General features: G+C 72.7%; 12 protein-coding genes and 1 riboswitch. Of the genes, 1 reads left to right on the forward strand and 11 read right to left on the reverse strand.

The annotated features are described in order from the left end of the window. The first annotated feature begins 53 nt into the window (after nucleotides 1–53). Nucleotides 54–1,418 (forward strand): ABC transporter substrate-binding protein, encoded by a 1,365-nt coding sequence (locus HDG69_RS13525; protein ID WP_171784341.1) that lies wholly within the window; start codon nucleotides 54–56, stop codon nucleotides 1,416–1,418. A 144-nt stretch (nucleotides 1,419–1,562) separates the two neighbouring features. On the opposite strand, the gene ribH is transcribed toward HDG69_RS13525, so the two are convergent. The 11 genes from ribH to xerD all read right to left on the reverse strand — a co-directional run bounded on the left by ribH (nucleotide 1,563) and on the right by xerD (nucleotide 12,178). Beyond that, nucleotides 1,563–2,057 (reverse strand): 6,7-dimethyl-8-ribityllumazine synthase, encoded by a 495-nt coding sequence (gene ribH / locus HDG69_RS13530; RefSeq protein WP_171784342.1) that lies wholly within the window; start codon nucleotides 2,055–2,057, stop codon nucleotides 1,563–1,565. Beyond that, a complete protein-coding gene (locus HDG69_RS13535) occupies nucleotides 2,054–3,406 on the reverse strand; it encodes a bifunctional 3,4-dihydroxy-2-butanone-4-phosphate synthase/GTP cyclohydrolase II (RefSeq protein ID WP_171784343.1) in 1,353 nt (450 codons plus the stop codon). Before HDG69_RS13535 ends, ribH begins: the two co-directional genes overlap by 4 nt. Nucleotides 3,407–3,414: 8 nt before the next feature. Beyond that, complete coding sequence (locus tag HDG69_RS13540) at nucleotides 3,415–4,017, reverse strand: riboflavin synthase (protein WP_171784344.1); 603 nt, start codon at nucleotides 4,015–4,017, stop codon at nucleotides 3,415–3,417. Beyond that, nucleotides 4,017–5,120, reverse strand: a complete 1,104-nt coding sequence (gene ribD / locus HDG69_RS13545; RefSeq protein WP_171784345.1) for a bifunctional diaminohydroxyphosphoribosylaminopyrimidine deaminase/5-amino-6-(5-phosphoribosylamino)uracil reductase RibD — start codon at nucleotides 5,118–5,120, stop codon at nucleotides 4,017–4,019. Before ribD ends, HDG69_RS13540 begins: the two co-directional genes overlap by 1 nt. 126 nt (nucleotides 5,121–5,246) lie before the next feature. Beyond that, nucleotides 5,247–5,377: riboswitch (FMN riboswitch) on the reverse strand. 73 nt (nucleotides 5,378–5,450) lie between these two features. Then, on the reverse strand, nucleotides 5,451–7,022 hold the full coding sequence (der, locus tag HDG69_RS13550; RefSeq protein ID WP_171784346.1) for a ribosome biogenesis GTPase Der: 1,572 nt from the start codon (nucleotides 7,020–7,022) through the stop codon (nucleotides 5,451–5,453). Nucleotides 7,023–7,122: 100 nt separating this feature from the next. Then, nucleotides 7,123–7,812: a (d)CMP kinase gene (cmk, locus tag HDG69_RS13555; protein WP_171784347.1), complete on the reverse strand. Its 690-nt coding sequence runs from the start codon at nucleotides 7,810–7,812 to the stop codon at nucleotides 7,123–7,125. Between the two features lie 45 nt (nucleotides 7,813–7,857). Then, nucleotides 7,858–8,667: a pseudouridine synthase gene (locus HDG69_RS13560; protein WP_171784348.1), complete on the reverse strand. Its 810-nt coding sequence runs from the start codon at nucleotides 8,665–8,667 to the stop codon at nucleotides 7,858–7,860. A 4-nt stretch (nucleotides 8,668–8,671) separates the two neighbouring features. Then, complete coding sequence (scpB, locus tag HDG69_RS13565; protein ID WP_171784349.1) at nucleotides 8,672–9,322, reverse strand: SMC-Scp complex subunit ScpB; 651 nt, start codon at nucleotides 9,320–9,322, stop codon at nucleotides 8,672–8,674. Continuing rightward, on the reverse strand, nucleotides 9,319–10,203 hold the full coding sequence (locus HDG69_RS13570; protein ID WP_171784350.1) for a segregation/condensation protein A: 885 nt from the start codon (nucleotides 10,201–10,203) through the stop codon (nucleotides 9,319–9,321). The genes scpB and HDG69_RS13570 overlap by 4 nt, the downstream gene beginning before the upstream one ends. Further along, nucleotides 10,187–11,002: a ParA family protein gene (locus tag HDG69_RS13575; protein ID WP_246256664.1), complete on the reverse strand. Its 816-nt coding sequence runs from the start codon at nucleotides 11,000–11,002 to the stop codon at nucleotides 10,187–10,189. The genes HDG69_RS13570 and HDG69_RS13575 overlap by 17 nt, the downstream gene beginning before the upstream one ends. A 222-nt stretch (nucleotides 11,003–11,224) precedes the next feature. Further along, on the reverse strand, nucleotides 11,225–12,178 hold the full coding sequence (gene xerD, locus HDG69_RS13580; protein WP_171784351.1) for a site-specific tyrosine recombinase XerD: 954 nt from the start codon (nucleotides 12,176–12,178) through the stop codon (nucleotides 11,225–11,227). Between the last annotated feature and the right edge of the window lie 22 nt (nucleotides 12,179–12,200).

Genomic DNA, 12,200 nt, shown 5'->3' on the forward strand with positions numbered 1-12,200 from the left:
GACCGCTCCCTGGTGGACCTGACCGCTGAACCTCTCAAGACAGGAGCAAGACGATGCACATCCGAAAGACCTTGGCCACCACGATGGTGGCGGGCCTGGCCGCCACCGCGCTGGCCGCTTGCGGCAGCAACGGTGACGGTGGCAGCAGCACGTCGGACGGCGAGGTCATCGAGGGTGCCGAAGCCCCCGAAGGCGCCACCCCGCTCGACATGTGGGTGTTCGCCGAGCTTCACGCCGCCGTGTACGACGACATGGCAGTCCGGTGGAACGAGGACAACCCTGACCGACCGATCGACCTCAACATCACCGTCTACCCCTACCAGGACATGCACGACAAGCTCCTGCTCGCCGTGAACTCGGGACAGGGCGTGCCGGACCTGGTCGACATCGAGGTCAACAAGTTCTCCAGCTTCGTCAAGGGTGACAACCCGCCGCTCGTCGACCTGACTGCGGCAGCGCAGCCGTACGTCGACGACATCGTGCCGGCACGGCTCGATCTCTACAGCCGTGACGGGCAGATCTACGGCTACCCGACGCACGTCGGCGCCTTCGTGGCGTTCTACAACACCGAGCTCCTGGAAGGCGCCGGGATCGACTACACGACGATCGAGACGTGGGACGACTTCGCCGCGGCCGGATCCACCTACAGCGAGGAGACGGGCAACGCCTTCAGTGTCGCGAGCACCAGCGTGTTCTTCACGGAGCCGCTGGCGATCGCCCAGCGCGGTGGCCAGCTCTTCGACGACGGTGGCCTCGGCGGCGTCGACGTGAACAACCCCGAGACCGTGGCCGCGATGCAGATGTTCCAGGACATGAAGGACGCCGGCGCGCTCTCCACGATCCCCGGAGGAAGCCCCGACTCCGAGGAGGCGTTCGGCGCCATCAACAACGGTGACTACGCGGCCATCGTCTACCCGGCGTGGTACACCTCCCGCTTCGTCGACTACATGCCTGACCTGGCCGGCAAGATCGCCATCGCCCCCGCACCGCAGACCGAGGGCTCGCCCACCCTGACGATCGGCGGCGGCGGCACCGGCACCTCGGTCCCGGTCGGCTCGGAGCACGAAGAGCTGGCCACCGACTACCTCGCCTACGCCAAGCTCTCGCTCGACGCCAACATCGCGGTGTGGGAGGTGCTCGGCTTCGACCCGGTGAACATGACGGTGTGGGAGGACGAGGCGATCACGCACAACCCGGACAACAAGTTCAACGAGTACTTCCAGACGAACCTGTTCGACGTGCTGAACTCGGTGCAGGGCGGGATCGGCCACTTCGAGTCGTTCGCCAACGAGGACCTGCCCGCGGTCGACAACTGGTTCCGCACAGTCACCCTGAACGAGGTGTACGAGAGCGGTACGCCGGCGCAGGACGCTCTCGATCAGGCACAGAACGACCTGCAGAACGAACTGGGTCAGTAGACCTTCTGCACCGACCAGCGCACGGGCGGAGCGGCCGAGAACGATGCCGCTCCGCCCGTGCCGCACCACCACCGGAGCAGCGTTGGCGCGGGACACGCGGGCCCCTGCGTGCGGAGCGTCTACCTGGCGCGTGCCGGGGCCCGCTCAGGTCGCTCGGCGCGCAGCGACCGGGCGCAGCGACCTCACGACGTGCGCCGTCGCGAGCGCCGCCGCCGTCGCCTCGTAGCCCTTGTCCTCGTGCGACCCGGCCAGCCCTGCACGGTCCAGCGCCTGCGCCTCGTCGTCGCACGTGAGCAGACCGAACCCCACGGGGACCGTGTGGTCGAGCGCCACGCGGTTCAGCCCGTCGGTGGCAGCGGCGCAGACGTACTCGAAGTGGGGCGTGCCGCCACGGATCACGACGCCGAGCGCCACGACGGCGTCGAAGCCGGCCGCCGCCGCGGCCTGGGCGGCCACGGGCAGCTCGAACGACCCCGGCACCCGCAGCACCTCGGGCTCGACCGAGTGGTCCGCGCAGGCCCGCCGGGCGCCGTCGAGCAGCCCGTCCATCACGGTCTCGTGCCAGGAGGCGGCGATCACGGCCACCCGCAGGTCCGAGCTGTCCACGGCGTGCGTGGCCGGTGCTCCCGCCCCGCTCATCGCGCACCCTCGCATGCCGTCGTCATCTCGTTCATGGCTTCTCCTTCAGGTTGGACTCGAGGGTGAAGGTCGGCCCGCATCGAAGGCTCGACCTGAGGGTCAAGGTCGGGCAGGTCGTGCCCCATGCGGTCACGCTTGGTGCGCAGGTACGCGACATTGTCCGGCACGGGGTGGATCGCCAGCGGGACCCTCTCGGTCACCGCCACTCCCCCGGCGCGCAGGCCGTCGACCTTGGCCGGGTTGTTGGTCAGCAGCCGCACGTCGGACACGCCGAGATCACGCAGCACGTGCGCGGCGGCGGTGTACTCGCGCGAGTCCACGGGCAGTCCCTGGGCGAGGTTCGCGTCGATGGTGTCGTGCCCGCCGTCCTGGAGGCTGTAGGCGGTGAGCTTGGCCACCAGACCGATCCCTCGGCCCTCGTGCCCGCGCAGGTAGACCACCACGCCGCGACCGGCCTCCTGGACCGCCCGCAGCGAGGCGTCGAGCTGGGGCCCGCAGTCGCAGCGCAGCGAGCCGAAGGCGTCGCCGGTGAGGCACTCCGAGTGCACCCGGGTCAGCACCGGGTCCCCGGCGTCCAGGTCGGCGAGCGACCCGGCCACGAGCGCGACGTGCTCGTCACCGGTGACGCGGTCGCGGTACCCGACCGCCGTGAGCTCGCCGTGCCGGGTGGGCAGCCGGGTCACCGCGAGGCGGTCCACGAGCGACTCCGTGGCCCGCCGGTAGGCGGCCAGGTCGGCGACGCTGATCAGCTCGAGGCCGTGCTCGGCCGCGAAGTCGCGCAGGGCGGGCCTGCGCATCATGGTGCCGTCGTCGTGGGTGAGCTCCGCCAGGACCCCGGCGCTCCCCCGGCCCGCCAGGCGAGCCAGGTCGACGGCGGACTCGGTGTGCCCGCGACGCACCAGCACCCCGCCGTCGTGCGCGCGCAGCGGCAGCACGTGACCGGGCCGCGTCAGTGCGGAGGGGGACGCTGTCGGGTCGGCGAGGACCCGCGCGGTCCGCGCCCGGTCCGCACCCGAGATGCCGGTCGAGACGCCCTCGGCGGCGTCGACGGTGACCGTGTACGCGGTGCGGAAGGCGTCGCGGTTGTCGGTCACCATGAGCGGCAGCGCGAGCCGGTCGAGCGTGGCGCCGTCCGCGGCGACACAGATCAGGCCGCTGGTGTGCCGCACGGTGAACCCCATGAGCTCGGGGGTCGCGGCCTCGGCGGCGAAGATCAGGTCGCCCTCGTTCTCCCGGTGCTCGTCGTCGACCACGACGACGGCCCGCCCGGCGGCCACGGCGGCCAGGGCGCGCTCGACCCGCTCCACCAGGTCGACGTCGGCACCCGTCCCGCGCACGACGCCGTTCATGGCGCCCTTCATGACGTCGCTCCGGACGTCGCCAGCAGCCGTTCGACGTGCCGGGCCAGCACGTCGGTCTCCAGGTTGACCTGGTCGCCCACCGCCCGGGCCCCCAGGGTGGTCCGGGCGAGCGTCTCCGGGATGAGGCTCACGGCGAAACGGTCGGCCCCGGCGTCGACGACGGTGAGCGACACGCCGTCCACCGCGATCGACCCCTTGGTGACGACATAGCGGGCGAGCTCCGCAGGAAGAGAGATCTCCACGACCTCCCACCGCTCGCCCGGGGTGCGCGACAGCACGGTGCCGACGCCGTCGACGTGCCCCTGCACGATGTGCCCTCCGAGGCGCCCGGTGACGGGCAGGGCGGGCTCGAGGTTCACGGGGTCACCGGCGACGAGCGCGCCGAGCGAGGTGCGCTTCAGCGTCTCGGCCATGAGGTCGGCGGTCCACGAGTCGCCGTCGAAGGCCGCGACGGTCAGGCAGCAGCCGTTGACGGCGATCGAGTCGCCCAGCCGCACGCCGTCGAGCACGTCGGTGGCCGCGACGGTCAGCCGAGCGGCGTCGGTGGTGGACTCCAGCGCTTGTACGGCGCCCAGCTCGGTGACGATTCCGGTGAACATCAGGTCTCCTTCCGCGGCCGCAGAGTCAGCCGCACGTTCGTCTCGCCGGGCCCGGGGTCACCCGGTCCGTCGACAGGGTCAGGGGTGAGGACGGTGACGTCGACGACCTCGAGGCGCACCGCCCCGGTGATGGTGTCGACGCCGAGGTCGCCGACGACGGCCGGGCCGGCACCGAGGAGCACGGGTGCGACATAGGCGACGACCTCGTCGACGAGGCCCGCGCGCCAGAAGGCGGCGGCGAGCGTGGCACCGCCCTCGAGCAGGACGTGGCGCCGGTCGTGCTCCCACAGGGTCGCCAGCGCCGCACGAGGGTCGCGGGTGCGCAGGTGCAGGGAGGCGGCGCCGTCGGGTCCGGTCGTCGCGAGCCGGGCCCCGGTCGGGACGTCCCGCAGCCCCATCACGGCACGCAGCGGCTGGGGCCCGCGCAGCGGTGCATCGCGGACCGTGAGCGACGGGTCGTCGGCGGCCACCGTGCCGGTACCCACCAGGACGGTGTCGACCTCGGCACGCAGCCGGTGCACGTCCGCGCGGGACGCCGTCGAGGTGATCCATCGTGAGGTGCCGTCGGCTGCGGCGGTCCGCCCGTCGAGCGTCGCGGCGAACTTCCAGGTCACGAACGGCCTGCCGAGCTCCATCGCCGCCGACCAGACCGGGTTCAGCGCGAGCGCCTCGTCGACGAGGACCCCGCCGACGACGTCGACCCCTGCGGCGCGGAGCAGCTCACCACCGCCGGTGGCTACCGGGTTGGGGTCGCTCTGGGCGTACACCACGCGGGCGATCCCGGCGTCGAGCAGCGCCTGTGCGCACGGACCGGTGCGACCGGTGTGGGCGCACGGCTCGAGGGTGACGACGGCGGTGGCACCGCGCAGCGCGTCCGGACCGACCGCGTCACGCGCGTTCGCCAGGGCTGCGGCCTCGGCATGGGGCGTCCCGGCGCCGCGGTGGAGACCCTCGGCGATCGTGGCGCCGTCGGCGTCGAGCAGGACGCAGCCGACGCGGGGGTTGGGCCCGAGGTCGAACCCCTCGGTCGCGGCGAGCACGAGCGCGCGGCGCAGCGCCTCGTGCTCGGCCGGTGTCACGGCCGCCGTGGTGGCGGAAGTCATGTGCTGCCCCTGTCGTCCGGTCGCGGACCGCTGGGGCGTGCACGGAGTCGTCGCCGCGCACCGGGCTCGGAGCCGAGGGCTCCGCGACGTGGAGGACTCCACGCCGGCGGTGAGCGGGCGAAACCGTCGCGTGCGTCTTCCCATCCGGACTTTGACCGTCGGTCCAGGAGTTTCACCTGGTCAACCGGTCACTGGCTGTGACCGGGTCGCGGACTGTTACCGCCGGCTCGGATTTTCACCGACCCCAGAGCACGCGAGCTGTTGCTCGTTCGTCCTGCGACGATACCGCACCACGCGGGGCCAGCGGTGCGAGGCCCGTCACACGACGGCTCAGCGGCGTCGGCGCTTCTCCCGCACGCGCACGCTGATCGAGATGGGCGAGCCCTCGAACCCGAAGGCCTCGCGCAGACGGCGCTCGATGAACCGGCGGTAGCCGGCCTCGATGAACCCCGTGGCGAACAGCACGAACCGCGGCGGGCGGGTGGAGGCCTGCGTGGCGAACAGGATGCGCGGCTGCTTCCCGCCGCGTACCGGGTGCGGGTGGGCGGCCACCAGCTCACCGAGGAAGCCGTTGAGCCGGCCCGTCGGGATGCGGGTGTCCCACGAGTCCAGGGCGGTCTCCAGAGCCCTGACCAGCTTGTCCGTGTGCCAGCCCGTCCGGGCCGAGACGTTGACCCGCGGCGCCCAGGTGACCTGGACGAGATCGCGCTCGATCTCGCGCTCCAGGAAGGGCCGGCGGTCCTCGTCCATGAGGTCCCACTTGTTGTAGGCGATGACCACGGCACGGCCGGCGTCCACCGCCTGAGAGATGACGCGGGTGTCCTGCTCGGTGAGCGGCACCGACGCGTCCACCAGGACGACAGCGACCTCCGCCTTCTCGATGGCGGCCTGCGTCCGCAGCGAGGCGTAGAAGTCGGCGCCGCTGGTCTGGTGCACACGCCGCCGGATGCCGGCGGTGTCGACGAACCAGTACGGGATGCCCTTGATCTCCACGAGCTCGTCGACGGGGTCGCGCGTCGTGCCGGCGGTCTCGTCGACCACCACCCGCTCGGCGCCGGCGATCTTGTTCAGCAGCGACGACTTGCCGACGTTGGGCCGTCCGACCAGGGCGACGCGACGCGGCCCCTCGGGGCGCAGCGTGCCGTGCTCGGAGTGCTCGGGCAGGGCGGCCACGACCGCGTCGAGCAGGTCGCCCGTCCCCCGGCCGTGCAGCGCCGAGACCGGCCGCGGCTCGCCGAGCCCGAGCGCCCACAGGTAGGAGGCGTCCGCCTCTCCTGCCGGCCCGTCGACCTTGTTGGCGCACAGGATCACGGGCTTGCCCGAGCGCCGCAGCATCTCGACGACCCGCTCGTCGCTCGCGGTCGCCCCCACCTGGGCGTCCACCACGAAGACGACCGCATCCGCGAGCGAGACCGCGACCTCGGCCTGCTCGGCCACCTTCGACTCGATCCCGGCGACGTCGACCTCCCAGCCGCCGGTGTCGACCAGGGTGAAGTGCGTGCCGGACCACTCCGCGGGGTAGCTGACCCGGTCGCGCGTCACCCCCGGCTTGTCCTCCACGACGGCCTCGCGACGGCCCAGTATCCGGTTCACGAGGGTCGACTTGCCCACGTTCGGACGGCCGATGACAGCGAGTACCGGCAGGGCACGCTCGGCCGGGCTCAGGCCCTCGTCGTCCCACTCGTCGGACAGCAGCTGCCGGTCGGACTCGTCGAGCTCGAAGTCCTCCAGGCCGGCGCGCAGGGCGCGCTCGCGCGCCTCGTCGTCCTCGAAGTCGTCGAGGGAGTCGAGGGCGACGGGTTCGGTGGCGACGGACTCGTCGACGGCCGCAGGCTCGGGCTCGAACGGGCCGTCGATGACGTCGGCGGGAGTGTTCTCGGGGCCGTCGGCGTGGGAGGTCATGGCAGTCATTCTCCCAGGTGCCGGCACGAGGGCACCACGTCGGGCCCCACGAGGCGACGAGACACGCGTCACGCCCGCACCGAGCGGTGGCAGGGCACCGTCAGACGGCCGCGCGCTCCACGACGGTCAGCACGGCGGCGACCGTCTGCTCCAGGTCCAGCTCGCTGGAGTCGACGGTCACCACGCCGTCGGCCGCCACGTGGAAGGTGCTGACCGTCGAGTCGTCGCGGTCACGGCGCAGCACCTGGTCGCGGGTCGCCTCGACCGAGGTCGCGTCGGCGGTGCCGTGCACCTCGAGCGAGCGCCGACGCAGGCGGGCCTCCTCGCTCGCCGTGAGCAGCACCCGGGCGTCGGCGTCCGGAGCGACGACCGTCGTGATGTCCCGACCCTCGGCGACGATCCCGCGACCGCCGGAGAACCCGCTGTCGCCCTCCCCCGCGATGATCTCGCGCTGACGCCGCCGGAGCTCGTCGCGCACCTCGAGGTTCGTCGCGACCTGCGAGACCGCCGCGGTCACGTCGGTGGTCCTGATCGCCGCGGCGACGTCCTCACCGTCCAGGGTGACCCCGGGTGCGGCGGGGTCCACTCCCATCACCAGCGGCATCGACCTCACGGCAGCCGCGACCGCGGCGGCGTCCTCGAGCGGGACGCCCGTGCGCACGCACCACAGCGTCGCGGCCCGGTACATCGCCCCGGTGTCGAGGTAGGCCAGGCCGAGCCGGGCGGCGACCGCCTTGCTGACGCTGGACTTGCCGGACCCGGACGGGCCGTCGACGGCGATGGTGACCACAGGTGCTCGCTCTCGTTCGCTGAAGGGTGGGGCGCGGGGGAAAATCTACAGGTCGACCGCGCGCATGAGGGTGCCGAGCTCCGTGCGACCCAGCACACGCGTGCGACCCGTCTTGAGGTCGCCGAGCACGATCGGGCCGATGCGGGTCCGGACCAGGCGCGCGACGGGGAACCCCACCGCGTCGAACATGCGGCGCACGATGCGGTTGCGACCCTCGTGCAGCACGACCTCGAGCATCGTCCGACCGGGGACCGCGTCCACGACACGGACCTTGTCCATCCGCGCGGTGCCGTCGTCGAGATCCACGCCGGAGGTGAGCTGCTTGATGACCCGGGGATAGACCTCGCCGCCCTCGACGGTGACCAGGTAGGTCTTGGGGATCTCGTAGCGCGGGTGCGCGAGCCGGTTGCCCAGCTCCCCGTCGTTGGTGAGCAGCAGCAGCCCCTCGGAGTCCGCGTCGAGCCGACCGACGTGGAACAGCCGCTCCGGGCGGTCCTTGACGAGCTCTGCCACGGTCGGACGCCCGTCCGGGTCGCTCATCGCCGAGATCATGTCCAACGGCTTGTTGACCGCGACCGTGATCTTCGACGGGTCGAGCTGCACGCGCATGCCGTCCACCCGGACGACCGCCTTGCCCGGGTCCACCCGGACACCCAGCTCGGTCACGATCTGTCCGTCGACCTCGACCCGGGCCTCGGAGATGAGCTCCTCGCACTTGCGACGGGACCCGAGGCCCGCCTGGGCGAGCACCTTCTGCAGGCGCACGCCGTCGGCGACGTGCACGTCGACCGTTGGCGTCTGGGTGTTCTGCGACTGCTGAGGGCGACGACGGCCGCCGCGGCGTGAGGTGGGCATGGCCCTATTGTCGCAGGACTCGGTCGGTGAGGTCGCCGACGGCCTCGATGCCCGGCAGGTGCGGCGCGAGCGGTGGCAGCTCGTCGAGCGACGACCACCCCATCCGGTCGAGGAACTCCCCCGTGGTGCCGAACAGCACCGCCCCCGACAGCGGGTCCTGGCCGACCTCGGCGACCAGCCCGCGGGCGAGCAGGGTGCGCACCACGCCGTCGACGTTGACACCGCGTACCGCAGAGATCTGCCCGCGGGTGACCGGCTGGCGGTAGGCCACCACCGCGAGCGTCTCGAGGGCGGCCTGGCTGAGCCGCGACGACTGGCCCTCGAGCACGAACCGGCTCACCACGTCGGCGTGCTCGCGCGAGGAGTAGACGCGCCAGCCCTCCGCGCCCTCTCGCAGCTCGAAGCCCCGTGGGCGCCCGCCCGTCTCACCGCGGTACTCCGCGGCCAGCGTCGCGAGCAGCTCGGCGACCTCGGCGGTCGGGCGCGCCACGGCCGCGGCGAGCCGTTCGGTCCGCACCGGCGTCTCGGCGACCATGAGGATCGACTCGAGCGCCGCGGCGAGCCCGCCGGGCAGCTCGTCGACGTCGAGCGCCGGGTCGTCGGACGCGCTGGCCGACGGGTCGGAGCCGTCCCGTGCGGTCGTGTCCTGCGTCATGCGGCTCCCTCCACGGCGCCCTCGAACTCCTCGATCTCCGTGCCGATCTCGTCACCGTCGTCACCGTCGTCACCTGTCCACCGCACCGTGAGCTCGCCGAGCGGCGCGACCTGGTCGAACGCCACCTGACCGGCCCGGAAGAGCTCCAGCAGAGCCAGGAAGCGCGCCACCACGACGATCCGTTCCTCGCCGGCCGTGAGTGTGCGGAAGGTCGCCACGTGGTCGCGTCGCAGTCGTCGCGCCACGACGGTGGCCTGCTCGCGCACGCTCACCGCCGGTGCGTGCAGGTGGCTCAGACCGACGACCGGTGGTTGTCGCGGCTCGAGCGCCTTCGCCGCCAGCTCGGCGATCCGCCCGGCGTCCAGGGTCCAGACGAGCTCGGGCAGCAGAGCGGCCACCTCGTGCTCCATCGGCACCGAGCGCGGGACCCGGCGCCCCTCGGTCGCCCACCTCTCGGCCAGGACCGTCGAGACCTCCTTGTAGGCGCGGTACTGGAGCAGCCGGGCGAAGAGCAGGTCGCGCGCCTCGAGCAGCTCGAGGTCCTCCGCGTCCTCCTCCACGATCCCCGGCAGCAGCCTCGCAGCCTTCAGGTCGAGCAGGGTCGCGGCGACCACCACGAACTCGCTCGCCACGCCCAGGTCCCAGGAGGGGTGCGTCTCGCCGCGTCCTGCGGCCTCCCGGGAGGCCGTCTCGGCCGCCCGGATGTGCGCCACGAAGTCGTCGGTCACGGCGGCCAGCGCGACCTCCGTGACGTCCAGCTTCCGCCCGGTGATGAGCGACAGCAGCAGGTCGAACGGTCCGTCGAAGTTGTCGAGGTGGACGGTGAACGCGCCCGCCCGTGCCGGTTCCCCCCGACGGCCGGTCTCAGGCGGTGCGGCCACGGGCGACGAGCTCGCGGGCGAGCTGGCGGTAGGCCGCCGCGCCGCGGTGCGACGGCGCGTAGGCGGTGATCGGCTCAGCGGCCACGGAGGCGTCGGGGAACTTGACGGTCCGTCCGATGACGGTGTGCAGCAGGGTGTCCCCGAAGGCCTCGTGCACGCGCTGGACGACCTCGCGCGAGTGCAGGGTCCTGGAGTCGAACATGGTCGGCAGGATGCCGTCGACCTCGAGGTCGGGGTTGAGCCGGTCCTTGACCTTGTCGATCGTCTCGACCAGCAGGGCGACGCCGCGCAGCGCGAAGAACTCGCACTCCAGCGGGATCAGGACGCCGTGGGCCGCCGTCAGGGCGTTCACCGTGAGCAGGCCGAGGGACGGCTGGCAGTCGACGAGGATCACGTCGTAGTCGGCCAGCGCGGGCCGCAGGGCGCGCGCCAGGATCGACTCACGCGCGACCTCGCCGACGAGCTGCACCTCCGCGGCCGACAGGTCGATGTTGGCCGGGACCACGTCGAGGTTCTCGATCGCGGTGGGTCGCACCACGTCGGACAGCTCGACGTCGCGGTCCATGATCAGGTTGTAGACGCTCAGCTCGAGCTCGTGCGGACTGACCCCCACCCCGACCGACGCGGCGCCCTGCGGGTCGAAGTCCACGAGCAGCACCCTGCGGCCGTACTCCGCCAGGGCCGCCCCGAGGTTGATCGTCGTGGTGGTCTTGCCGACCCCGCCCTTCTGGTTGCACATCGCCACGATGCGGGCGGGTCCGTGGGTGGTGCGCGGGGGCGGTACCGCGAAATCGGGCATCGGTCGTCCGACGACGTCGGTGGGCGCGTCGTCCTCCGTCGTCTGGTGGCCCGGGATCCCGGGCAAGGTGCTCTCGGCCGTCGCAGGCTGCGTCATCGTGTCGCTCCCCCCGGGTGCGTCGCTCACGCCCGTCACGCTACACCGGCGGTGTCCGGGGCACCGGTCCGGCGCGCGGCGCGGCGGACATCGACGGCCCGGTGCCGGGCGCTGCCGGGCGGGAGCCTAGAGCGCACGGGGATGCGTGGCCGCGTAGACCTCTCGCAAGGCTTCCGGGGTGACCATGGTGTAGATCTGCGTGGTCGTCACCGAGGCGTGCCCGAGCAGCTCCTGGACCACCCGGACGTCGGCCCCGCCGGCCAGCAGATGGGTGGCGAAGGAGTGCCGCAACGTGTGCGGGGAGACGTGCTCGGTCAGACCCGCCCGCGTGGCCGCGCCCTGCAGCACCGCCCAGGCGCTCTGGCGCGAGAGCCGGGCGCCTCGCGTGTTCAGGAAGAGGGCGGGGGTGCTGCGAGCCCGGGCCGACCCGGCCACCGCGAGCGCCGGCCGGCCCCGGACGAGGTAGGCGTCCACGGCGTCCCGGGCGTACGACCCGACGGGGACCACACGTTCCTTGCTCCCCTTGCCGAACAGCCGGACCATCGCCTCGGCCCCGACGTCGTCGACGTCGAGTCCGACCACCTCGCTGATCCGCCCCCCGGTGGAGTACAGCAGCTCCAGCAGTGCCCGGTCGCGGAGCCCTGCGGGAGTGTCTCCCGACGAGGCCGCGCCGAGCAGGCGGGCGACGTCGTCGACGCTCAGGGCGTGCGGGAGCCTGCGCGTCTGGGTGGGTGCGGCCACCTCGGCCGCCGGGTCGTCGGCCGTCCAGCCCTCGGCCCGGGCGAAGCGGTGCCACCCACGGACCGCGGCGAGCGCTCGGGCCGACGACGACGCGGACAACGGGCGACCACCGTCGGCGCCCTCGCGCACGGCCGTCAGGAAGGCGGTGACGTCACGCTCGTCGACCTGGTCCAGCCCGGTGCGACCGGCCCCGGACAGGTGGGCGGCGTAGCGGCCCAGGTCCCGCCGGTAGGCCGCGACGGTGTTCTCCGACAGCCCTCGCTCGACCCGCAGGTGGGCGAGGTAGTCGCGCAGCGCCCTCTCGAGGGCGGGTTGCAGCAGTTCGGCCGGTGCGCTCACGCGCCCATCATGCCGCGTCGGC

Origin of the sequence: Isoptericola halotolerans (assembly GCF_013149785.1) — a bacterium.
Lineage (GTDB): Bacteria > Actinomycetota > Actinomycetes > Actinomycetales > Cellulomonadaceae > Isoptericola > Isoptericola halotolerans.

What these genes read in the sequence shown, in the direction of transcription:
- HDG69_RS13560 (WP_171784348.1), bottom strand. Translation starts at nt 8,667, where the DNA reads ATGCCCACCTCACGCCGCGGCGGCCGTCGTCGCCCTCAGCAGTCGCAG.
- scpB (WP_171784349.1), bottom strand. Translation starts at nt 9,322, where the DNA reads ATGACGCAGGACACGACCGCACGGGACGGCTCCGACCCGTCGGCCAGC.
- ribD (WP_171784345.1), bottom strand. Translation starts at nt 5,120, where the DNA reads ATGACTTCCGCCACCACGGCGGCCGTGACACCGGCCGAGCACGAGGCG.
- HDG69_RS13535 (WP_171784343.1), bottom strand. Translation starts at nt 3,406, where the DNA reads ATGAACGGCGTCGTGCGCGGGACGGGTGCCGACGTCGACCTGGTGGAG.
- HDG69_RS13525 (WP_171784341.1), top strand. Translation starts at nt 54, where the DNA reads ATGCACATCCGAAAGACCTTGGCCACCACGATGGTGGCGGGCCTGGCC.
- der (WP_171784346.1), bottom strand. Translation starts at nt 7,022, where the DNA reads ATGACCTCCCACGCCGACGGCCCCGAGAACACTCCCGCCGACGTCATC.
- HDG69_RS13575 (WP_246256664.1), bottom strand. Translation starts at nt 11,002, where the DNA reads ATGCCCGATTTCGCGGTACCGCCCCCGCGCACCACCCACGGACCCGCC.
- ribH (WP_171784342.1), bottom strand. Translation starts at nt 2,057, where the DNA reads ATGAGCGGGGCGGGAGCACCGGCCACGCACGCCGTGGACAGCTCGGAC.
- HDG69_RS13540 (WP_171784344.1), bottom strand. Translation starts at nt 4,017, where the DNA reads ATGTTCACCGGAATCGTCACCGAGCTGGGCGCCGTACAAGCGCTGGAG.